Below are 22,515 nucleotides of genomic sequence, written 5' to 3' on the forward strand. Positions count from 1 at the left end.
TCACATTGAGTCTGCTTCATTAGTCCGGGCTAAACCCCGGGCGGGTCTGGATATTTCCTTGAATACGGATGCGGCCAGCGGCGCGCCGAAGCGCGGCAAATCGTTTGCCCATGTGGCGGAGGCGTCATGGGGCAAGGGCCTCAGCACCTTGCTGCGTATTGCCCGCATGACGCTTCGCCATCCCTGGCAAGTTGCCATCACCATCGTCTCGACCTTCATCGCCGCGACGCTGCAGCTTTTCATTCCGCGCCTGCTGGGGCGCGCCATCGATCAGGCGCAAGGCGTGATCGCTACCGGTGCCGGCGTGGCGGCCGAGCACGCGCTGTGGAACACGGCGCTCACGCTGCTCGTCGTCAGCATCCTGCGCGGCCTCTTCACCATGGCGCAGAACTACTATGGCGAGGCCGTCGGCCATCGCACCGGCTATGAGCTGCGCCTGGCTTTCTATGAGAAGATCCAGCGCCTGAGCTTCTCCTTCCATGACAAGGTCCATACCGGCGATCTCATCACGCTTGGGCTGCTCGATCTCGACGGCGTGCGCATGTTCTTTTCCACCGGCATATTGCGCGTAGTCCTGCTCGGTGTGCTGATCGGCGTCGGCTCGTACCTCTTGATCAGCACCGACCTTGAGCTCGGGTTGCTCAGCCTGAGTTTCGTGCCGTTCGTCGCCTGGCGCTCCTCGGTCACTCAACTGGCCTTGCGCAGCACCTGGCTGACGCTGCAGGAGCGCCTGTCGGTGCTGAGCCGGGTGATGGACGAGAATCTCGGCGGCATCCGCGTCGTGCGGGCCTTTGCGGCGCAGAAACACGAGCTGGAAAAATTCGACCGCGCCAAGCGGTCGGCGCTGGAGCTTGCCAATCAGCGTGTCGACATTCGCGTCTCCAACACCAGCGCCATGAATTTCTCGTTCCTCGCCGCCATGGGCCTGGTGCTGTGGTTCGGCGGCCAGAAGGTGATTGCAGGTGAGATCAGCGTTGGCACGCTGGCCCAGTTCCTCACTTTCATGACCATCCTGCAGATGCCGGTGCGCCAGCTCGGCCTGATGGTCAATTCGTTTGCGCGCGCCTCGACCTGCGGCACCCGGCTGTTCGAACTGCTCGACGCCGAGCTCGACATCAAGGACGCACCTGACGCCAGGGACCTCGTCATCACTGACGGCGTGCTGCGCTTCGACAATGTCGGCTTCCGCTACGCGGGCGCGGGCGAGCGGCAGACACTGTCCGGCATTTCCTTCGAGGCCAGGTCCGGCGAGACCATCGGCATTGTCGGCCCGCCGGGCAGCGGCAAGTCGACCATCGCCCATCTGATCCCGCGCTTCTACGATGTGACGTCGGGCTCGATCACCATCGACGGCCAGGACATCCGTGCGGTGACGCTGCAATCGCTGCGCAAGGCCGTCGGCGTCGTGCAGCAGGACGCGTTCCTGTTCACCACCTCGATCGAAAACAACATCGCCTATGGCAATCCCTGGGCGCGCGAAACCCGCATCGGGCAGGCAGCCGAGTTTGCCCAGTTGCACAACTACATCATCGGGCTTCCCGCCGGCTACACCACGGTCGTCGGCGAACGCGGCGCGTCGCTTTCCGGTGGCCAGCGCCAGCGTCTGACCATCGCGCGCAGTCTGATGCTGCGGCCATCGGTGCTGGTCTTCGACGATTCCACCGCGGCCATCGACGCCGGCACTGAGCAGCGTATCCGGACGGCGATGAAGCGCTTCGCCAAGGACCGCGTCACTCTCATCATCTCGCACCGGCTGAGTTCGCTGATGCATGCCGACCAGATCCTGTTCGTTGAAAACGGCCAAGTTGTCGAGCGCGGCACGCATGACGAACTGCTGGCGCTCGGTGGACGCTATCGCGCGCTTTACGACCTGCAGCTGCGGCCGGAAGACGACCGGCCGCAGCTGGGAGCCGCATGATGTCGACACAGAACGACGACGAGAAGGACGATACCAGTGGACGGCCGACAAAGGCTGTCGTCGGCTCGCATCGCGACGAGGAAGAGGTTTTCGGCAAAGCCTACGATCCGCGCATTATCAGGCGCATCTGGAGCTTCGTGAAACCGTATCAGGGCCGGATTTTCATCTCGGTCGCCGCAGTGCTGGTGTTCACGCTGACGCAGCTGGCGATCCCGCTGATCATCCGCTACGCCATCGACCACGGCATGACGGAGGGCAGGTTCGACCGGTCGGTGATGAACTCTGCGATCGGCGCTTTCGCGGCCGTCATCCTGGTCAACTATGCCGCCTCCTATGTGCAGGAAAGCGTCGTCGGCAAGGTCGCCGAAAATGTGCTGTCCGACCTGCGCCGCGCCATGTTCAGTCACCTGCAGCTTGTCTCGTTGAGCTTCATGGACAAGACCGAAGTGGGACGGCTGATGTCGCGCCTGCAAGGTGACGTCAATTCGATGCAGGAATTCCTCGAGACATCGGTGATGTCGGTGGGCGACATCGTGCTGTTGTTCGGCATCGTCAGCGTCCTGCTCTGGCTGGATTTCCGGCTCGGCCTGCTGACGCTGTCGACCATGCCGGTGCTGTTCATCGTGCGCCTGTTCTGGCTGCCGCGCGCCAAGGTCGCCTTCATGGCCGCGCACGAAACCAACTCCATTGCCAACGGCGCGCTGGCCGAAGGCATTCATGGCGTGCGCACCGTGCAGAGCCTCGAACGCCAGCACGTCAATTTCGACCTCTACGACGAAAAGGTGCTGGCCAATCTCAATGCCCATCTGCGGTCGGCCAGATACGCGCAAGTGATGGTGCCGATAGTCGACACGCTGACCGGCGTCGCCATGGCGACGGTCATCGTTGTCGGCGGTTCTATGGTGCTTTCGCAAAACCTCGACATCGGCGTCATGGTGGCGTTCCTGTTCTACATCCAGCGCTTCTTCGACCCGATCCGCTCGCTCACCATGCAGTACAGCGTCATGCAGCGCGCCATGGCTTCTGGCCAGCGCATCTCCGAAGTGCTCGACGTGCCGATAGATGTCAGCGACAAGGACGATGCCTTCGCGCTGTCGCGCGACATGGACGGCTCGGTCGAGTTCAGGAACGTAACCTTCGGCTACCGGCAGAACCTGCCGGTGCTGAAGAACATCTCCTTCCGCGTCAATCCGGGCGAGACTGTCGCGCTGGTCGGTCCGACCGGGTCGGGCAAGTCCAGTTCCATGGCGCTGGTGCACCGCTTCTACGATGTCTGGTCGGGTCAGGTCCTGGTCGGCGGCCATGATGTGCGTGACCTCACCCAGGATTCGCTCGGCGATCAGGTGGCCATGGTCCTGCAGGAGCCGTTCCTGTTCTCGGGCTCGGTGCTGGAAAACATTCGCTACCACAAGACCGGCGCCAGCCGCGAAGAGGTGGTCCGTGCCGCACAGGCTGTCGGCGCGCACGACTTCATCGAGCAACTGCCCGACGGCTACGACACCGAACTCGAGCAGCGCGGCGGCAATCTCTCGCTCGGCCAGCGCCAGCTGATCAGCTTCGCACGCGCACTGGTTGCCGACGCCAAGATTCTTGTGCTCGACGAAGCCACAGCCAGCATCGATTCCTACACCGAGATGCTGATCCAGAAGGCGCTGGTCACGCTGCTGGAAGGCCGCACCGGGCTCGTCATCGCCCACCGCCTGGCCACCATCCGCGGCGCCGACCGCATCATCGTCCTGCAGAATGGCGAGATCGTCGAAAGCGGAAGCCACGAGCAATTGATGGCAGGAAAAGGCCTCTACGCCCGCCTCTACAACATGAACTACGCCTCGTTCGACGACATCTCAGACAGCGAGATGGAACTGGACGCCGCGGTCGGCAAAGCGACGTGATTGGATCCGGTCGTCGACGGTCACCTCGTCATGCGTTCGCCATCGAAGGCTTCCGTTCCCCGTTGGTCCGGTGCCTGGCTGGCGAGAAACGCTTGGCTGTGCTGGGGAAGGATTATTTTCCCTGAACTCGCTTGAAGACTTTCAGCAGCACGAGCTTCAGCCGCTTGAATTGATAGCGGCGGCGCAATTTGGCCAGGACCGCTCGATTGGCGGCGTCGATCGCGGGCAGCGTGTCCGGCGCGGTCGCCTGCGGCAGTGCGAGCAGCGCATCGGCGTGGTGGTCGGCGAAGCGCTGCGGGTCATAGGTGGCGAACGGCGTCGGCGGGTCGCTGAGCACGGTCGGGTTGCTGTTGATCTCGAACACCAGCAGCTTGCCATCCGCCAGCGCGTAGTCGACCCGTCCATAGTGCATGCGGGCTTTTTCGAAGACCTGCATCACCTGGCCGGCATGCGGATTGGCGGCAATGTAGGCCCTGATCTCGTCGAAATGTGCCGGCAGCAGCCCCTCGGCCGAATTCTTGACGAACCACGATTTCGACATGGCGCAATGCTGGGCGTAGATCGTAGTGCCGACGCGAAAGGCGGCGAATTTCCTGAAATAACCGTCCGGACCAGCCGTGCCGACCATCTCCACCACCATCGGCCGCACCAGCCTGCTGCGGTCCAGCTTGGCGAGTGCGGTGTCCAGCGCCGGTCGGTCGTGCAGCAGCGGCGGCTCCTCGTAGAGCGCCCCCACCTCGTCGCGGATGAAGACGGGATAGCGTATCGTGTCGCTCAGCTGCTGCGGCCTGAAGACGCGAAAAGCGTTGCTGCCATCGTCGTGCAGCATGCGTAGCAGATCGAAGCGCTGCAAGCTGACGCCCGGGTGGTTCAGCTGCGTCAGGCTCGTTTCCCGTGCCAGCTCCGCACTGAGGCTGGCCGCCCGCTCTATCTCGTCGGCGGTCAGCCGGTCCATGTCCGACCAGATCACCACACCCGCGTCAACGCCGCGCAGCAGCCCGGCATCCTCATAGCGCACCAGCCGGAATGACGCTTGCAGGTCAGTCCGGTGATAGAGAAGCACGACCGCATGGGTATAGGCGTGCTTTCTATGCGTCACATAGAATATCATTCGGATCCACTTTTTCGTCTACAATCGCAAACGGGGGTTGTGGTGACTAGCAAAAAGCGGCGGTGCCCCCTATAGCGCGTCTTGAGTCGAGACAGCCGAGAGATGAACTTCGAGAGCACTGCGCTTCCCGTCCGCCAGCTGGGCACGAACGATATGCCGCTGCTGATGGAGCTTGAGGCTGCCGCCTGGGCCGCTCCGTTGCAGGCCAGCGAAGCGACCATCCGCCGGCGGCTGGCGCTCGGGCACACCATGCTCGGGGCGATCGACGGCGATGTGCTTGCTGGCACGCTCTGCTTCACCGAAACGAGCCAGGACCCGCTGGTGCGCGCTGATTTCCCGGCGAATTTCGACGTCTTTGCGTCGCTGCCACGCAGCGAGCCGGTGTACGCCCTCTATGCCTACAATCTCTGCGTCCGCCCAAGCCACCGCGGCGGCAACACGGCGATCCGGCTGCTGAAGGAAATGGAGCGCCACGGCCGCCGCCTCGGCGCGCGCTGGCTGATCGGTGATGGCCGCTGCTCGGCCTATGCCGGCTCATCGGGCGACGACGACAAGATCAAGGCCGACCCGCGGTTCCGCGCCACCATCGATCGCTGGAACGAGACCGGCATACGGCCGCCGCTGGAAGAGATCATCCGCGATCCGCTGCTGCGTCTGCACTACCGCGTCCTCGAATGCGAGTTTCTCTACGTCATGCCGGATTTCTTCCCGCACGATGCTGCATCAGGCGGTTTCCGGGTTATTTCAGCCAAGGATCTCAAGAAATGACATGCGAGCCGCCCGCGCCATGACGGTTCCTTTCTTCGATCCCTTCGTGCTCGGCGACGATCCGTTTCGGCATTTTGCCCGCATGCGCGCGGCCGGCGGCATCGCGCGCGGCATGGCGCCCTATCCCGAAATTGCCGGCGCGTATTATGTCTTCAGCCATGAGCTGGTGTCGGGCGTGCTGAAGCATCCCGCTCTGCTGCAGGCGCCGCCCGGCACCTACGAGGAGGTCCGCCGCAAGCTTGTCGACCAGGCGCCGATGGCGCTGCTCACCCGGTCTTTGCTGCTCGCCGATCCGCCGCACCATGGTGGACTGCGCCGGCCGGTTGCCGGCTACCTCTCCCGGCCGGCGGTCGAGACGTTGTCGCGGGGCCTGCGCGCGCTCAGCCGCGACCTGGTCGACCAGGCGCTGGATAACGGCAGCATTGACACCGTCGCCGGCCTCGCAGTGCCGGTGTCCTTCTGGCTGCTGCAGGAAATTCTTGGGCTCGAGATCGAGGACCCATGGGCGCTGAAATCACTGACCCGTCGCATGGCGAGCGCCTTCGACCTGCGAAAGGAGCAGCCGGCAGCAGCCAGCGCCGAAGCCTGTGGCGAATGCCAGGCCTTTGTCGAGGAGCGGCTGGCGCGGCAAGCCTTCCGACCGGATGGAATGGTCGCCGGCATGGTGCGGGAAGTGACGGAAGGCCGCTGGTCGCGCGAGGACATGGTGGCCAACGTCGTCTTCCTGCTGTTTGCCGGACAGGAAACCGTCGTCGACGCGCTCGGTAACGCCATAGTGGCGCTGGACCGTTTCCCCGAGCAGCGCGCCCTGCTCGACCGCGGCGCCGTCGACTGGAACACCGCCGCCGCCGAACTGCTGCGTTATGGCGCCTCCATCCACTACGCGGCCACCCGCATCGCGGCGGAAGACATTGACCTCGGCAACGTCAGGATCGCGGCCGGCGAGGCGGTGGTGCCGGTGCTTGGCAGCGGCAACCGCGACAATGCCGTCTTCGCGGACGGTGACCGGCTGGACCTCACCCGCTCGGCGGCCTCGTCGATGACCTTCGGCACCGGCCTGCATGTCTGCCTCGGCCAGCATGTCGCCCGCATCGAGATCGCAGCGATGATCGAGGCGCTGTTCACCCGCGCCCCCGGCTGGCGGCTCGATGCCGCCAATGCCAAACGCCGCCCGTCGCTGACGTTTTACGGCATGAGCGCCGTGCCGCTGATTCTCAGTCGCGCTGGCGAAACGGACGCGTCTGCTCGAGGATCGCCGGATCGAGCGACCTGACGATCTCCGCGATCTTCGTCCGCAGGGCGTTCGCGGCGTCAACATCGTCAACATCGTCACCTCGGGTGGTCCGGCGGGTCGCGACGGTTCACCGCGACCGCCATATGCAGCGCCTCCGAAGATCCCGGCGCTGCTTGTCTGCCAGCGGCGGGCGAGCAAGACTAATCCGCAGTCGACTCCGATTGGATCAAGCTTTCGAGAAGATCAAGCAGGCGCTCTTGCTGCTCGGCGCCGTGGCGTTGCTCGATCGCCGTATAGATGGCGGCGCACTCGGGCGACAGCTCCTCGATCAGCGCCAGTCCGGCCGGACTGATAGCAAGCAGCGTCCGGCGCCCATTCGTGCGCCCGGGTCGAAGCGCGCCACGGCGACAGTATCGTTGCCGATTTCGGTCCGCACGGAACGATCCGCGTCGCTTTTGCCTGATAGCTAGCGCAGATCAGGTAGTCCAAGGCGGGCCTGTTCGTCAGGCGGGATGGCAGCTCCCACGCGGAGGTTTAGAGACAAGACCTTTGTCGCATCGGTGTCGATCTCGCACCGGAAGCTCAGCCAGTACCATCTTCCTTGTGCATGGAAAGTGGCGTTCGGGACGTCGAAGACATTGCCTGTCTTCACCGGAATGCGTGGCACCAGATCGGGAAAATAAGAGGCATCCAGCAGTTGCTGCTGCATCGCGCTGGCGCAAAGGTTGTCAACCCGCTGATCACGCGTCATGCCATCCATCGCGGTCGTAGCGAACGCACTGCCGGTCGCGCCCTTCGAGTAGAGCTTGCGGACACCCGGAAGACCCGAATACGCCCGGGCGGCGACCACATTCGTGGAGCCTGGCGTCCTGGCGTTAGCTTTTACAGGCTTCGAGACCTTTACAGATTTCGGCACATTTTCGGGTCTGGCCTGCGGCGCTTGAGCCGACGTGGGAAGCTCGATCTCGCCGTCGCCGCCGGCAGCAGTCAACGGCGTGGCCGGCGCGGCGGCGTCCTGCGTAGGTTCGATGTCCTTCGCCACGGCTGCCGGCTTCTGGTCAACCTTGGCTGACTCCCCGGAGTCTGGCGACGCGGCCGCTTTTGTCTCTGCATCCTTCGGCACGACAGGCGGCTTCGAATCGTCATCCTTGGCCGGCGGCGGCGCGTTGTCTTGAGCGCTGGCCCCATCCAGGGATTTCCTGGGGCCGGTGTCCTTGTCGCCGAACTGAAAAACCGGCTTCAGAACCTCGATTTTCGACGGGTTTTCCGGCGCAGGCGGCTTTTCAGCCTTTTGCTCGGGCGGTTTTTCAACTTTCGGTTCCGGCGGCTTTTCGGCCTCGGGTTTCTTTGGAGACGGCGTCGGAACAGGTTTCGGTTTTGGCTGATCCGGTGGAGGCACGAGTTCGACATTGACCGCTTGCTCGTCCTGCGGCTTCTGGAGAGTACTAGGCAGGCCGTAGACCAGGAACGCGGTGACGAGCGCATGCAGGATCAGCGATGCGGGCAAGGCCCACAGCAAAGTCCGACGCCGCTCAACTGTCTCGTCCTTCATCCCTCACGATGTGGCGTGAAAGTGCGGCGGCATCAAGCATGGCCACCGGATTGGCGCAATTTAGCCGCCGCTTCAGGCGGTCTCGGCACCATTCAGCACACCGTCGATCTCGGCCATCACCGCTGCCGGCAGCGGCCCTTTTTCCAGCGCACCGAGATTATCCTCGACCTGCTCGGGCCGCGTGAAGCCGGGAACCGGCAAGGCGATCGCCGACCTGGCGAGGATCCAGCCGAGCGCGCCCTGCGCAAGCGTGCGTCCGCCCGAGGTGAGCAGGTCGCGGATTGCCGCTAGCCTTGACAGATAGTGCGGGTTGGCGGCGCCTTCCCTGAAGAACACCATCCATTCGGCATTCCCGCCGCGCACGTCATCGGCAGGCAGCTTCATGGCCGGCGTGTATTTGCCGGTGAGCAGTCCCATTGCCAGCGGCAGCCGGCTGAACGAGATGAGGTTCGCGCGCGCCGCAACGGCCATCAGTTCGTTCGCCGGGGTAAACACGTTGAAGTCGTTCTCTACGGCGACGAAACCCTCGCGCTGCGCGTAGGTGGCAAGCCGTTCGTGGTGATCGGTGCTCCAGCCGAAGCCGCCGATCTTGCCCTCCTGACGCAACAGGCCGAGCGTATCGAACACCTCACCGGCGCGCTCGATCGGATATTCGTTGATATGCAGCAGCGCGACGTCGATACGATCGCGCTGCAGGCGCTGCCGCGAATTGTCGATCGATGTGCGGATCGCCGCGGCGGAGGCATCCTCGGGAGCGATCTTGCGCGTTTCGGGATCGCCGAAATAGCCGACCTTGGTGACGATGACGGCGTCGTCCCTGCCCTTCAACGCCCGCCCGAGGATCAGCTCGGCATTGCCGGCGCCATAGGCGGCTGCCGTGTCGAACACCCGCGCACCGATATCATAGGCCATTGCCAGCGCGGCTTGCGACCTGCTGTCGTCGACCTCGCCATAGATGGTCGCTGTATCATTCCAGCGCGCGGCGCCACCCGCCGCCCAGGTGCCGATCCCGATGCGCGGCACCGAACGGCCGTCCCAAAGCTCCATCATCTGCATGGCCGTCTCCATAGTCTCAACGGCGCAGGCTGGCGTGGCGGGCACGCGCGCGGATCTCTTCGCGAGAAATGCCGGCATCCGCCAGCGTGCTGTCCGAGGCCTGCCTCAGCCTCGCAAGCGTCTGGCGGTAGACAAGCCAGCGGGCGAAACGGTGTCGAAGGTCGTACAGCATGATCGTCTCCTTTGGCGCGGAAAATGCCCGCGGCATGGATTGCTTGAAAACGCAAAACATCTGCGAAAAGCGCTTGCGTGATCGAAAGGATTGCGCTGGCTTGCTGGCCAGTCGAGGCGCTTGTCACTGTCCCGCCAGGCAGGATTGTCCAATGCCTCCAACGCCTGCATACTTGCGTGTGATACCCACTTCGCGCTACAGCCATGGTCGCAAGGAGTTTTTCATTTCTGAAAAATGGATATTGGCTGGGACGATCTGAGGTTGTTTCTCGACGTTGCGCGGCTGGGTGGCTTGAGCGCGGCGACGGCAACCACGCGCCTTAGCGCAGCCACCCTTGGACGACGCGTCACCGCGCTCGAAAAGCAGATCGGCGAACCGCTGTTCGTACGCCAGCAGACCGGCTACCAGCTGACCCCGGTCGGCGAAGAACTGCTGCGGCGCGCCGAAGACGTCGAGGCTGCGATGCGGTCGCTGACCCGCTGGCGCGAAGGAAACCTGCCCGACCGCATTGTCCGCGTCTCGGCCGGGCCGTGGACCTCGGCCTTCATTTCTGCCCACATCGGCGAGATCTGGACGGTCGATGACGGCATAAGGGTGGAGTTCCTCACCACCACCGACCGGGTCGACATCGGTCGCCGTGCCGCCGACATCGGCACCCGCAGCGAGCGCCCGACCGAACAATGGCTGGCCGGCCGTCAGAGCGGCAAGGTCGCCCACGCCCTTTATTCCGGACGCCACCTTATCAACGGCATCGCCGCCGGGCTGTTCGTCGGCGTCACCGGCGAAGGGGCAAACATTGCCTCGGCGCGCTGGCTGCAAGCCCATCACGGCGACCGCATCGCCGTGCGCGGCAACAACACCCATTCGGTGCGCGAGCTGGTGGCAGCCGGCGCCGGCCTTTCGATCTTTCCGTGCTTCGTCGGCGACAGCGATCCGCGGCTGGTGCGCGTCGCTCAGCCCATCCCCGAACTCGAAACCGACCAATGGATCGTCACCCATCACGAGGAACGTCACGCCCCAGCGGTGCGAAAGGTAGCCAACCGGATTGCCGGCTTGATGCGGGCGCACCAGCCGCTCTTTCGCGGCGATACGCCGATCCGGTAAGTCCCACGCGTCGCATGCTAGCACTGCCGTCGCGCGCTGCATCCATAAAGGCGTCAGGCGTCACGCCTAAGGACTTGAAGAGATCGTCGAGCAGCATCAACTGGCCCTTGGCCGTACGGGCCATAGAGGCAAATCATGTCAGTGCGTTGGCTTGGTCAAGCCCGATCGGCGTGCGCCACAACGCCGTGGAGCAGCACGTTGAGACCGGGCGCGATCTCATCCCTGGTCGTGAACTCCGCATTGTTGTGGGTAATGCCGTCCTTGCACGGCGTGAAGATCATGGTGGTCGGACAAATGCGCGCCATGAAATAGGCATCGTGACCGGCCTGGCTCGGCAGGTCGCGATGGCTGTAGCCCAACTGTTGCGCCTTCCGCCGCACCAGATCGACTAGAGTCGGCGCGAATTGAGCGCCGCGATGGGAGCTCGCTCCCCGGTACGCCTTGGCGGTCAGCTCGCACTTCTGATAGATGGCGCTTATGGCCAGGCCATCACCTTCGGCACTTCAGAACTGCGGGAGAACCTGCTTGGCGCAGTAGCTCAATTGATCGACGCAGAGGTGAATCAGAGCGCGGGCTCGTGAAAGCCTTTGGGCGGAACAGCTACCAGAAATCGCGGTGACGCAACAAGCCCGGGTGCGGCTGATCTGGTGACCGGATCAGCAGGCATTTTGGCAATCGGTGCGGCAACGTTGAGTTCCTGCCGCCCAATATCGCTTCTAGCTCAAACGACGCCGAAGCTCTGTCTGGAAAATACCGCGCGCCTGGGCAAAGTTGCGGAACCCGATATGGGTGACGAAGCGGATCACGGTGGAGGTGGATACGCCGATGTGCTTGGCGATCTGGGGGGCACTTTCGAAGGCCATAAGCTCCGGTTGGGCGAGCACCTTCCTCGCAACGCTTTCAACGCTGTGAGGAAAGGTTACCTGCCGCATTGCGATCGCTCGCCTCAGTTCCTCAAGACTTAGAGGCGGAGTGTCCAAAACGCGAAGATGTCTTGGCATTCGCTTCACTCCCTCCCACTAGCTGTCCCGTCAGACATCTGAAAGTTGGACTGTCCGTCGCTCCGAGACCGATTTGATGCAGGCGAGCGCGATGGCGAGCGCGTTGCGGGCGTCCTTGCCGGTTGGGCCGGTAACGGTGCCGGTCCTCGTGGCTTCGACGAAGGAGGCGAGCTGCGCCGTGTAGCCGTGCACGAAGTGGTCGGTGTCGCGCCGCCAGGTATCGTTCGAGACGCCATTCTTGTCGTACAGCGTCATGGAGGAGCGACGCACATCGCCCATCGTCACCATGCCGCCCGAGCCGAAGACCTCGCCGCGGATGTCGTAGCCGTACATGGCGCAAAAATTCGCTTCCGCGACGGCGATCGAACCGTTGTCGAAGCGGATGGTAACGACGGCGGTGTCGTGAAAGCCCTGGCCGGCGAAATCCGGGCGCACCAGCGCGTCGGCAATGGCGGTGACTTCGATCGGCTTTGCCGCCGGGTTGAGCCACAAAAGCGTGTCGAAGTCGTGGATCAGTGTTTCGTAGAAGATCGTCCACAACGGCGTCTTGGCCGGATCACCGCCGTACGGTCCGGGATCTCGCGTCAGCGAGCGCAGCAGCTGGACCGAGCCGACCTTGCCGGCGTCGATGGCGGCGCGGCCCTCGTGAAAAGCCTGGTCCCAGCGCCGGTTGAAGCCGACCTGAAGCGGCACTTTCGCAGCCGCAGTAGCAGCGATCGCCTGGTCCGCCTCTTCGAGCGTCAGCGCCATCGGCTTTTCGCAGAACACCGCCTTTCCGGCCTTCGCCGCCTCGACGACGACGCTGGCATGGAGGCGCGCCGGTGTCGCGATGACGACGCCTTCAATCTCGGGATTGGCGAGAAGTTCCGAAACGCTCGTATAGGCGTTTGGCGCACCGAGTTTGGCGGCCAGCTTCTCGGCGGCGCCGGGGGCCGGGTCGGCAATGGCGACGAGATCGGCGTCGACGAGGCGACGGGCGATGCTTTCAGCATGGAAAGATCCAATGCGCCCGGCACCGATGAGGCCGATGTTCACGGGACGATGGCTGGGCATGCAATACTCCTGAAGTCTGTTTGTCTGGCTAGATTGAGAAGACGTTGCGGAAGCGCGAGAGCGCCAGTTCGTCGTCGCCCGACGGCCAGGCCTCCATTCCGATCGTTCCGCGATAACCCATATCGTTCAGTGCACGGGCGATCGCCGGATAATTGATCTCGCCGGTCCCAGGCTCCTTGCGGCCGGGAACGTCGGCAACCTGGATCTCGCCGATATGGGGCAACGCCTGACGGCACAGCTCGATGAGATTCCCCTCCCCGATCTGCGCGTGGTAGAGGTCGAGATTGAGCTTCAGCGACGGCCTGTTGACGGCGGCCACCAGCGCAATCGTGTCGGCCGCCTTGGCGAACGGCGTCTTCGGGTGGTCGACGGCTTCGTTGAGGTTTTCGAGGACGAAGGTGACGCCCTCCGCTTCTCCGAGATCGGCGATCCGCCTGAGCGTGTCGGCGGCCTTCAACCACATGGCCGCGGAAACAAATTCGGACTTAACGATGGGCAAGCCTTGCCCGTCGAGCCCGGTGCCGTGCAGATTGAGACGCGGGCAGTTCAGCTCCCTGGCAACGGGGATCGAGAGCCGAGCCGTGCGCAGAAGCTCGTCCGCGCCGGCATCGTCCGCAAGCGTGCCCGTCACATAGCCGGTCATCGAGGAGAAAATGGCCCCGGACTTCGCGATCGCTGCAATATTGTGCTTCGTCCAGTCCCAGATCTCAGCCTGAAAACCGAGTTCGGTGATGCGCTTCAGACGCTCGAGCACCGGCTGCGAGCGAAACACCATTTCGGCGCAGACTGCGAGCGTAAATGGCGATGATGTGGTTGTCGTGGTCAAGGTCGCTTCCTGATTGTTTGCGGGGTCAGACTGTGCCGCCGAGTTCGCCGGCGAGCACCTGCAGTTCCTTGCCGCCGGCCATGAGGTTCTGCAGTTCCTCGATGGAGACCGCGCCCTTGTCGAAAGTGCCCAGCGTCTTGCCGCGGTTGAGAACGGTGAAGCGATCGCCGACCGCGAAGGCGTGGCGCACGTTGTGGGTGATGAAAATCACGCCCAGGCCCTTTTGCTGCACCTGATGGATATACTTCAGCACCATCGAGGTCTGGGCCACGCCGAGCGCCGATGTCGGCTCGTCGAGGATCAGGATCTTGGCGCCGAAATAGACCGCTCGTGCGATTGCCACGCATTGCCGCTCGCCGCCCGAAAGCGTACCCACCGCCTGGCTCGGGTCACGAACATCGATGCCGATCTTGTGCATCTCCTCGCGGGTCACCTGGTCGCAATGACGGAAATCGATGTGGCGGAACGGCACTATGCCCCTGAGCGGCTCGCGACCCATGAAGAAATTGCGGGTTATCGACATTAGCGGGATCATCGCCAGGTCCTGGTAGACGGTCGCGATGCCGGCATCGAGCGCGTCACGCGGGCTGGTGAAAGCGACTGGTTTGCCATCGACCAGGAAATCGCCGCTGGACGGGCGGACCACGCCCGAAAGGGTCTTGATCAGGGTGGATTTTCCGGCGCCGTTGTCGCCAAGCAGGCACAGGACTTCGCCTTGCGACACCTTCATCGAGACGCCCGAAAGTGCGATGACGGAACCGTAGTGTTTTACGATGTCCCGGACTTCGATGACCGGGGGGGCAGTTTCAACTTTGCTCTCAACCATGATCAACGCTCCCCTGTCACCTTGCGGCGGATGAAACTGTTGAAGAGGACGGCCAGCAGCAGCATCGAGCCGAGGAACACCTGGAACCAGTCCGAGTCGAACTTGGTGTAGGTCAGGCCGATGGAAACAAGGCCGAAGATGATCGCGCCGAAGAAGGCGCCGATCGCCGAGCCGTAGCCGCCCGTCAGCAGGCATCCGCCAATCACGGCGGCGATGATTGCCTCGAACTCCTTCTGGAAGCCGCGGCGCGCGTCGGTCGAGCCGGCATCGAGCACGGTGATGATCGCGACGAGCGCTGCGGCGCATGCCGTCAGGACGAAAAGCCCGGTCTTCACACGATCGACCGGCACACCGGAGTTACGCGCCGCATTGGGATCGCCACCGGCAGCGAAGATCCAGTTGCCGATACGGGTGCGCAAAAGCACCCATGTGGCGACACCGGCAACGACGATGAACCAGACGACGGACACCGGAACGCCGGTTACCTTCGGCACGCCATTGTCGAATTTTTCGATCAGGCCGTGTGCAGCGAGCCAGCTGAAGAGATCCTGAAAGGCAACCCCGGAGAACAGGCGCCTCAGAGGTCCGTCGCCAACGAGGTCATTTATCCCGCGAAGCTGTGTCGAGCCGCCGGTCGCCCATTTGAGACCAACGAGGGTCAAGCCGCGCAGAATGAAGAGGAATGCAAGCGTCACGATGAACGACGGCAATCGGGTTCTGATGACGATCTGCCCATTGACCGCGCCCATGGCGCCGGCCAGCAGCATCGTGAAGATGATGGCCATCCAGGCGGGCTGACCGAAATTGGTCAATGCAGCACCGAAGATCAGACCGGAGAAAGCCACCATCGAACCGATCGACAGATCGAACTCGCCACCGATCATCAGCAGGGCGGCGGCGACGGCGAGAATTCCCAATTGCGACGCTGGAGCCAGGATCGTCATCGCGCCTGAAAGCGAAAACATGGAGCGATCCGCAGTGAAAAAGAAAAAGATCACCACCAGGACGAGACCGGCAACGGCACCGAGCTCGGGGCGACGCATCAGCTGTGTGAGAATTCCCACCTGCCTGAGCCGCTCGTCGGATTTTGCCGCATCCGCGGCTTTCTGTTCCGGAGTCATGATACCTCCCAATGGATTGCAGTTGCCGAAGCACCGCGGGCAACCCTCGTCGCCCGCTTCGCCAGCCGAAGGCCCTCCCCGAAACCGGGGAGGGATTGTCGACGATCACGTGTTTCAGCAGTGGTGCATCAGCGGATGCCCTGAGCCGAGAGTTCGACGACCTGCGCCGCCTTGTCCTTGGTGATCAGGTTCGGACCGGAGGGCACATTGCCGCCGGGGATCAGACCGTACTTCGCATAGTTTGCGAGGAAGACCACGGGCAGATAGCCCTGGAGGAACTGTTGCTGATCGATGGCAAAGGCAGCATCGCCGGCCGCGACAGCCTTCAGGAAGTCTGCCGAAAGGTCGAAGGTCGCGACCTTGACCTTGCCGGTCATGCCGGCATCGGCAACAGCGGCCAGGGACGGCTCGCCGGCGGTGCTGGCACCGAGTGCCATGATGGTGTCGACTTCAGCATTGGCGCTGAGTGCGGCCTTCACCTTTGCCCGGACGTCAGCCGGATCGTTGGAAACCGGCAACACCGTGGCACTGCCAGCAAAACCATCGGAGAAACCCTTGCAGCGCAGGTCGAGTGCCACGTTGCCGACTTCCTGATTGACGCAGATTGCGACTTTGCCGCCCAATTCCTTCAGCTTTTCGCCGGCCGCCTTGCCGGCACTGTATTCGTCCTGACCGACATGCAGGAGCGCACCCAGCGACTTCGAAACGTCGGAGCCCGAGTTGATCGAGATGACCGGAATGCCGGCGGCAACAGCCTTCTGGATCGACGGCCCCAAGGCCGAAGAATCCGGGATCGAGACGATCAGGCCGTCCGGCTTCTGGTTGACCGCCGCATCGATGAGCTGGCTCATGGCCACCATGTCGAAGGTTTCCGGTGCGCGATAGTCGATGTGGACGGCTGCATCCTTGGCGCCTGCCGCCATGCCGTTCTTGACCACGGACCAGAACGGATCGTTGGCCTGACCGTGGGTCACGGCGATGATGGAAATGTCCTTGGCAGAGGCGACACTCGAAGCGGCACCAAGCGCGCCCGCGAACGCCACACCAAGCACGATGTTGCGAAGAAACGACTTCATTTCAAACTCCTCCCAAAAGAATGCCCCGCGCCACCTGGCACGAGCACGATTGTTGCGCCCCACACGGCGCGTCTGCTACCGGGTGCAAACTTTCTTGCTACCGGTAGCAAACTGCATGCGTTATAAATTGTCCTATCGAAAAATCAACTGTTCATTTCGGGTTGTGAGAATATGGAATATACATTCCGAAAGCAGGAGACTCGGACATGAAGCGGGCGACGGCTCAGAAGGTGGCAGCGGAGGCCGGTGTATCCAAATGGACGGTGATACGGGCCTTCACGCAGGGAGCATCGATTACGGAAGCGAGCAAGGCAAAGGTGCTGGCCGCCGCCGAGAAACTCAACTACCGGCCTAACCTTCTGGCACGCAGTCTCGCCACCAACCTGACGCATCAGGTCGCGGTTCTCGTCGACGACTTCGAGAACCCCCACAAGCTGCCCTTCCTGGCAAAGCTGACCTTGGGGCTGCAGGCGGAAGGGCTGCTGGCGGTCCTGATCAACATCAACGACCACTACAATCACATCCACGCAATCCTCAACGCCGATCAGCGCCAGGTCGATGCGATCGTTCTGTTCGGCACCGCTTTTCGTGACGAGACCTTGAACGATCGGAAACTCGGGCCCGACGGCGCCCCGCTTTTCGTCGTGGCCAGGGACTGCCAGATCGAGGGCGTGCCGGCGATCACTTGCGATACCGATATCGCCATGGAGGAAATCGGCCGTCACCTTCTGGCGCGAGGGTACCGGCGACCGGGTTTCATGGCGGGGCGGAGAACCTTGTCGACAGCACTCGGGCGGCGGCGCAAATTCAAGGAATTCTGGCGCCGGGAGCGCGATGTCGAGCTGATGGAAATCGCGGCCGAGCGCTACAGCGTCGATGCTGGCGCGGACGCGGCGCGTGCCTATCTCGAGAGGACTCTGCCAGAAGAACGCATCGATGTGCTGATGTGCGAGAACGATGCGCTGGCATTCGGCGCCATGGACGTGATCCGCAGCGAGTACGCGTTGCGAATACCGCAGGACATTGCCGTCGTCGGTTTCGACAACACCGCGTTTTCAGGATCCCCGACCTACGATCTCACGACTTATGAGCAGCCGGAGTCCGAAATGGTTGACGTCATGATCGCCATGCTTCTCGGCCACCGGGAGAAAGTAACAACCTATTTGCCGGGCCGGCTGATCGTGCGGACGTCCAGCTGACTGGAGCCGTATCAGCTGGCATTCCCGGCCTCAGGGAAGGATAGAGTCCCCATCCTTCTGTGATGCACGTTGACGGGCGGCGTGCGGCAGTTCACCTTCGCTCCGCTTGCCCCATTCGAGCGCCTTCACATCAGAATTCCATCGACCCCCATGCAAGACAACACAACACAGGCGACAAGGCAGGCTGCAAGCGACAATCCGAGCCGGGCCGTCAGCGCGGATCTGATCGCCGTTGTGATCGCGGTGACCGACGGTGAACCACGCGTGCTAACCATCGGGCACGCGGACGCTTTGCCGTCCGGCCCTTTTGAATTCGACCATCGCTCCTTGCAGTCGGGTTTGCGGGCGTGGGTAGAGCGGCAGACCGGTCATCCGCTAGGCTATATCGAACAGCTCTATACGTTCGCCGATCGCGATAGGATTGGCGGCAAGGGCGTGCAGCAAGTGATCTCGATCAGTTATCTTGGTTTGACGCGAGAAGAGCAGGCAGAACGTTCACCAACGCATGGTTGGCAAGGCTGGTACCAGTATTTTCCATGGGAAGATCACCGTGCCGGCGTGCCGCCCATGTTGGCCGATACTCTCATGCCTAGACTTTTGGCCTGGGCTGGTGAAGCCGAGGCCCGGAACATGGGCGGCGATCGACGGCAACGCGTGGAATTTGCCTTTGGCCTGGATGATCGCGGCTGGAACGAGGAACTCGTCCTGCAGCGATACGAACTGCTCTATGAAGCCGAGCTGGTGGCTGAAGCCACACGCCGCTCGGACAATGGCAGCCCGCTATCTGTCCCTGGCTGGCCGATGATCGCCGACCACCGCCGTATTCTGGCGACGGGCATCGCCAGGCTTCGAACCAAGATCAAATACCGCCCCGTCGTGTTCGAACTGATGCCGCCAGCATTCACGCTGCTGCAGCTGCAACGCACCGTTGAAGCACTCGCCGGCAGGCTCGTTCACAAGCAGAATTTCCGGCGTCTCATCGACCAGCAGGATCTGATCGAGGAGACGGGCGAGACAATGTCCGACACAGGCGGGCGCCCGGCGAAGCGTTTCCGCTTCCGCCAGACGATTCTGGCGGAGCGAACTGTCGCAGGAACGAAATTGCCACTTTCACGCGCTTGACAATCCTTATGCTCAAGTTAAGCATATGCCTTCGTTATACTCATTTGGAGCATAAGAAGGTTGGCCAAGCTCACCGGTTCCTCACGTACCGCCGCGCTCTATGATCGGGTACGGCGGGTCATCCCACCGATCGAATGGCCGGCATTCACCGATGATATCGACGCCATTCTCGACCTGAAGCGGCAGCGAAATGCCGTCATCCTGGCGCACAATTACCAGACGCCGGAAATCTTCCACTGTGTCGCCGACATCGTCGGAGACAGCCTGGCGCTTGCCCGCAAGGCCATGACGGTCGAAGCCGATGTCATCGTGCTCGCCGGCGTGCATTTCATGGCCGAGACGGCCAAGTTGCTGAACCCGGACAAGACTGTGCTGATCCCAGACACGGCAGCCGGTTGCTCGCTCGCCGATTCCATTACCGCCGAAGATGTCCGTCTCATGCGGCAGCGCTACCCGGGCGTGCCAATCGTCACCTACGTCAACACTTCCGCCGCAGTGAAGGCTGAGTCCGACATTTGCTGCACCTCGGGCAATGCCAAAGCCGTCGTCGAGTCGCTGGGTGTTCCCCGGGTGATCATGCTGCCGGACGAATATCTGGCCCAGAACATCGCCGCCCAGACCGACGTGGAGATCATCGCCTGGAAAGGGCATTGCGAGGTGCATGAGCGCTTCACGCCGACCGACATCCGTCAGCTGCGCGAGGACCATCCGGGCGTGACGGTACTGGCGCATCCCGAATGTCCGCCCGAAGTGGTGGCCGAGGCAGACTTCTCCGGTTCGACCGCCGCCATGTCAGACTATGTCGGGCGGCAAAAACCGCCTCGCGTCGTGCTGATGACGGAGTGCTCGATGAGCGACAATGTCGCGGTCGACCACCCAGAGGTCGAGTTCATCCGGCCCTGCAATTTGTGCCCGCACATGAAGCGCATCACGCTCGCCAACATCCGCATGGCGCTGGAGCAGAACCGCCATGTCGTGACCATCGCACCCGAGATCGCCGGGCGCGCGCGGCTGGCCGTCGAGCGGATGCTGGCCGTATGAGCATTGACGTCCACCATCTCGCTGGGCGGCCGGTCATCATTGGCGGCGGCATAGCCGGGCTGATGACCGCACTGCATCTGGCGCCCGAGCCGGTACTTCTCCTGTCGAGATCGCCGCTTGGCGCTGACGCTTCCAGCGTCTGGGCGCAGGGCGGTCTGGCCGCCAGCCTGGGCGACGATGATGAACCGGCGTTCCATCTTGCCGATACGCTCGCCGCAGGCGACGGCCTTTGCGATGCGGAGGCAGCAAGGCGCATCGTGTACGCCGCGCCCGCGGCAATCGAGAATCTGGCGCGCCTTGGGGTTCGCTTCGATCGGACACCCGAAGGAGCGCTGCGTCTCGGGCTGGAGGCCGCGCACAGCCGACGACGCATCGTTCATGCTGACGGCGACGGCAGCGGGCGCGAGATCATGCGCGCACTTGTCGCCGCCGTGCGCTCCACGCCGACAATAGCAGTCGTCGAGGGCATCGAAGCGCGGCGGCTGGCCGTGGAGGACGGCGGGGTCGCCGGGGTGCTGGCGAACTGTTCGACGGGTCCGGTGTTCCTCGCCACCGGACGGGTCGTTCTCGCCACGGGCGGGATCGGCGGCCTGTTTCATGACTCAACCAACCCGTTGGGCAGTTGCGGACAGGGTCTGGCGCTTGCAGCGCGTGCGGGTGCTGTCCTTGCCGACCTGGAGTTCATCCAGTTCCACCCGACCGCGCTTGACGGGCCGGGCCGCCCGATGCCGCTCATCAGCGAGGCGGTTCGCGGTGAAGGCGCAACGATCGTCGACGAGACAGGGCGGCGTTTTCTCGACGGCGTGCGAGGGGCGGAACTCGCGCCGCGCGACATCGTCGCGCGCGCCGTTTGGCGACATCTTGCCGACGGCCATCGCGTCTTCCTCGACGTGCGGGAAAAGCCCGGCCTGGCATTCGCGCGGCAGTTCCCGACGATCGCCTTAGCCTGCAGCAAGGCCCGCATCGATCCGGGGCGTGATCTCATCCCTATCCGACCGGCCCAGCATTACCACATGGGTGGCGTCACTGTGGATCTGGCCGGGCGCACATCGGTTCCCGGACTTTGGGCTTGCGGCGAGGTCGCCTCGACCGGCCTGCACGGCGCGAACCGGCTTGCCAGCAACTCGCTGACCGAAGCCATCGTTTGCGCGCGCTGGGTCGCCGAGAGTGTAGCCGCTTCGCTTGGGCACCGCGGGGAGCCAGCGATGGCCTTTGACCTGCCCGCGCCAGATCCAAGGCCTGTGCGCCCTCTCCTGTCACGTGCCCTCGGTGTCATGCGAGATGGCAAAGGGTTGAAAGAGGCCGCGCGGGCCTTGCTGCCGCTGTTGCAGCGACATGACATTGCGTCCGATCCCGCCGCCGTCGGGCTGATGATCACCGTTGCCGCCTTGCTGCGCCAGGAAAGCCGCGGAGCTCATTTCCGGACGGACTTCCCCCTCCATGCCGCCGGCGCCCGCCGTTCCCAAATTACGCTCCACGCGGCCATTGCCGCAGCGCGGGAATTCGAATCCTCCCCAATGCTGGAAGGCGTCGCGTGATGAACCTATCCCCACTGCCCGCAATCATGCTCGAGCCGCTGGTGCGGGCAGCTCTTCTCGAAGACCTCGGCAGAGCTGGCGACCTGACCTCGGATGCGGTCGTGCCGAAGGACCGTCAGGCCACAACCGTGCTTCTGGCGCGCCAGGCTGGAACTGTCGCCGGGCTCGATCTGGCGATGCTCGCCTTCCGGCTCATCGACCAGAACATCGACATGACCGTGTGTCGTGCGGACGGCAGCGAGGTCATGCAAGGCGAGATCATTGCATCGGTGAGCGGTCCGGCCAGGGCCATACTCACGGCGGAGCGGACGGCGCTCAATTTCCTCTGCCATCTGAGTGGCATCGCCACGGCGACCGCATCGGTCGTCGCGGCGGTTCGCGGGCATGGTGCAAAGATCGCCTGCACGCGCAAGACGACACCCGGATTGCGGGCGGTCGAAAAATATGCCGTGCGCGCCGGTGGCGGCTCCAATCACCGTTTCGGCCTCGACGACGCGATCCTGATCAAGGATAACCACATAGCCATCGCCGGCGGAATTCGCCCTGCAATCGAGCGCGCGCGAAGCGGTGTCGGCCATCTCGTCAAGATCGAAGTCGAGGTCGATACGCTGGCCCAGTTGGAAGAGGCCCTGGCGCTTGCCCCCGACGCCGTCCTGCTCGACAACATGTCGATCAACGAGCTTCGCCAGGCGGTGGCCATGGTTGCCGGGCGAGCGATTACCGAGGCGTCGGGCCGCATTACGCCCATGACGGCGCCGGCCGTCGCCGCGACCGGTGTCGATTTGATCTCTATCGGCTGGTTGACTCACAGTGCGCCAATCCTCGATATCGGTCTCGACTACCGGCAGCTTTGATCTTCGGACCTGACCATCGGCGGTCGATCGGTCACGTCTCGACGCGGTCCG

The 22,515-nt window shown here is 63.3% G+C and carries 21 protein-coding genes; 10 read left to right on the forward strand and 11 right to left on the reverse strand.

Annotation, left to right across the window (positions count from 1 at the left end):
- Nucleotides 1-58: 58 nt before the first annotated feature.
- Both AC1DVW_RS13895 and AC1DVW_RS13900 read left to right on the forward strand, forming a co-directional pair.
- Entirely contained in the window at nucleotides 59-1,918 is a 1,860-nt protein-coding gene (locus tag AC1DVW_RS13895; RefSeq protein ID WP_477323728.1) for an ABC transporter ATP-binding protein, read from the forward strand.
- Entirely contained in the window at nucleotides 1,918-3,810 is a 1,893-nt protein-coding gene (locus AC1DVW_RS13900) for an ABC transporter ATP-binding protein (RefSeq protein ID WP_477323730.1), read from the forward strand. The genes AC1DVW_RS13895 and AC1DVW_RS13900 overlap by 1 nt, the downstream gene beginning before the upstream one ends.
- 112 nt (nucleotides 3,811-3,922) lie before the next feature.
- Here the strand turns inward: AC1DVW_RS13900 and AC1DVW_RS13905 are convergent, their stop codons facing one another.
- Complete coding sequence (locus AC1DVW_RS13905; RefSeq protein WP_477323732.1) at nucleotides 3,923-4,909, reverse strand: hypothetical protein; 987 nt, start codon at nucleotides 4,907-4,909, stop codon at nucleotides 3,923-3,925.
- A 114-nt stretch (nucleotides 4,910-5,023) separates the two neighbouring features.
- On the opposite strand from AC1DVW_RS13905, the gene AC1DVW_RS13910 reads away from it, so the two are divergent.
- Nucleotides 5,024-5,689: a hypothetical protein gene (locus tag AC1DVW_RS13910; RefSeq protein ID WP_477323734.1), complete on the forward strand. Its 666-nt coding sequence runs from the start codon at nucleotides 5,024-5,026 to the stop codon at nucleotides 5,687-5,689.
- A 19-nt stretch (nucleotides 5,690-5,708) separates the two neighbouring features.
- Nucleotides 5,709-6,962, forward strand: a complete 1,254-nt coding sequence (locus AC1DVW_RS13915; RefSeq protein ID WP_477323736.1) for a cytochrome P450 — start codon at nucleotides 5,709-5,711, stop codon at nucleotides 6,960-6,962.
- A 427-nt stretch (nucleotides 6,963-7,389) separates the two neighbouring features.
- On the opposite strand, the gene AC1DVW_RS13920 is transcribed toward AC1DVW_RS13915, so the two are convergent.
- The 3 genes from AC1DVW_RS13920 to AC1DVW_RS13930 all read right to left on the reverse strand — a co-directional run bounded on the left by AC1DVW_RS13920 (nucleotide 7,390) and on the right by AC1DVW_RS13930 (nucleotide 9,703).
- Complete coding sequence (locus tag AC1DVW_RS13920) at nucleotides 7,390-8,475, reverse strand: DUF930 domain-containing protein (RefSeq protein ID WP_477323738.1); 1,086 nt, start codon at nucleotides 8,473-8,475, stop codon at nucleotides 7,390-7,392.
- Nucleotides 8,476-8,547: 72 nt separating this feature from the next.
- Complete coding sequence (locus AC1DVW_RS13925; RefSeq protein ID WP_477275322.1) at nucleotides 8,548-9,531, reverse strand: aldo/keto reductase; 984 nt, start codon at nucleotides 9,529-9,531, stop codon at nucleotides 8,548-8,550.
- Nucleotides 9,532-9,547: 16 nt separating this feature from the next.
- Nucleotides 9,548-9,703, reverse strand: coding sequence for a YjiS-like domain-containing protein (locus AC1DVW_RS13930; protein ID WP_477275324.1), 156 nt, complete (start codon nucleotides 9,701-9,703; stop codon nucleotides 9,548-9,550).
- A 234-nt stretch (nucleotides 9,704-9,937) separates the two neighbouring features.
- Between AC1DVW_RS13930 and AC1DVW_RS13935 the strand changes: the two genes are divergently transcribed.
- Nucleotides 9,938-10,807: a LysR family transcriptional regulator gene (locus AC1DVW_RS13935; protein ID WP_477323740.1), complete on the forward strand. Its 870-nt coding sequence runs from the start codon at nucleotides 9,938-9,940 to the stop codon at nucleotides 10,805-10,807.
- Nucleotides 10,808-10,962: 155 nt separating this feature from the next.
- Here the strand turns inward: AC1DVW_RS13935 and AC1DVW_RS13940 are convergent, their stop codons facing one another.
- From AC1DVW_RS13940 to AC1DVW_RS13970, 7 genes are all read right to left on the reverse strand, one after another.
- Entirely contained in the window at nucleotides 10,963-11,166 is a 204-nt protein-coding gene (locus tag AC1DVW_RS13940) for a M20/M25/M40 family metallo-hydrolase (protein WP_477275328.1), read from the reverse strand.
- A 357-nt stretch (nucleotides 11,167-11,523) separates the two neighbouring features.
- On the reverse strand, nucleotides 11,524-11,739 hold the full coding sequence (locus tag AC1DVW_RS13945) for a MurR/RpiR family transcriptional regulator (RefSeq protein WP_477244157.1): 216 nt from the start codon (nucleotides 11,737-11,739) through the stop codon (nucleotides 11,524-11,526).
- A 99-nt stretch (nucleotides 11,740-11,838) separates the two neighbouring features.
- On the reverse strand, nucleotides 11,839-12,861 hold the full coding sequence (locus AC1DVW_RS13950; RefSeq protein WP_477323742.1) for a Gfo/Idh/MocA family oxidoreductase: 1,023 nt from the start codon (nucleotides 12,859-12,861) through the stop codon (nucleotides 11,839-11,841).
- Nucleotides 12,862-12,889: 28 nt separating this feature from the next.
- On the reverse strand, nucleotides 12,890-13,636 hold the full coding sequence (locus AC1DVW_RS13955) for a TIM barrel protein (protein WP_477323805.1): 747 nt from the start codon (nucleotides 13,634-13,636) through the stop codon (nucleotides 12,890-12,892).
- A gap of 76 nt (nucleotides 13,637-13,712) precedes the next feature.
- Nucleotides 13,713-14,513, reverse strand: coding sequence for an ATP-binding cassette domain-containing protein (locus AC1DVW_RS13960; RefSeq protein ID WP_477323744.1), 801 nt, complete (start codon nucleotides 14,511-14,513; stop codon nucleotides 13,713-13,715).
- Between the two features lie 2 nt (nucleotides 14,514-14,515).
- Nucleotides 14,516-15,634: an ABC transporter permease gene (locus AC1DVW_RS13965; RefSeq protein ID WP_477275335.1), complete on the reverse strand. Its 1,119-nt coding sequence runs from the start codon at nucleotides 15,632-15,634 to the stop codon at nucleotides 14,516-14,518.
- A gap of 128 nt (nucleotides 15,635-15,762) precedes the next feature.
- The gene (locus AC1DVW_RS13970) at nucleotides 15,763-16,710 is read right to left on the reverse strand and encodes a sugar ABC transporter substrate-binding protein (RefSeq protein ID WP_477323746.1); all 948 of its coding nucleotides are present in this window, start codon (nucleotides 16,708-16,710) and stop codon (nucleotides 15,763-15,765) included.
- A gap of 206 nt (nucleotides 16,711-16,916) precedes the next feature.
- Here AC1DVW_RS13970 and AC1DVW_RS13975 point away from each other — a divergent pair, with 206 nt between their 5' ends.
- The 5 genes from AC1DVW_RS13975 (at nucleotide 16,917) to nadC (ending at nucleotide 22,464) form a co-directional block, all read left to right on the forward strand.
- Complete coding sequence (locus AC1DVW_RS13975; RefSeq protein ID WP_477323748.1) at nucleotides 16,917-17,909, forward strand: LacI family DNA-binding transcriptional regulator; 993 nt, start codon at nucleotides 16,917-16,919, stop codon at nucleotides 17,907-17,909.
- 150 nt (nucleotides 17,910-18,059) lie between these two features.
- Nucleotides 18,060-19,031, forward strand: a complete 972-nt coding sequence (locus tag AC1DVW_RS13980) for an NUDIX hydrolase (protein ID WP_477244995.1) — start codon at nucleotides 18,060-18,062, stop codon at nucleotides 19,029-19,031.
- Nucleotides 19,032-19,091: 60 nt separating this feature from the next.
- Entirely contained in the window at nucleotides 19,092-20,072 is a 981-nt protein-coding gene (nadA, locus tag AC1DVW_RS13985; protein ID WP_477323750.1) for a quinolinate synthase NadA, read from the forward strand.
- Complete coding sequence (locus tag AC1DVW_RS13990) at nucleotides 20,069-21,610, forward strand: L-aspartate oxidase (protein ID WP_477323752.1); 1,542 nt, start codon at nucleotides 20,069-20,071, stop codon at nucleotides 21,608-21,610. Before nadA ends, AC1DVW_RS13990 begins: the two co-directional genes overlap by 4 nt.
- On the forward strand, nucleotides 21,610-22,464 hold the full coding sequence (gene nadC, locus AC1DVW_RS13995; RefSeq protein WP_477323753.1) for a carboxylating nicotinate-nucleotide diphosphorylase: 855 nt from the start codon (nucleotides 21,610-21,612) through the stop codon (nucleotides 22,462-22,464). Before AC1DVW_RS13990 ends, nadC begins: the two co-directional genes overlap by 1 nt.
- The last annotated feature ends 51 nt before the right edge of the window (nucleotides 22,465-22,515 follow it).

Source organism: Mesorhizobium sp. P3_B5, assembly GCF_056402815.1.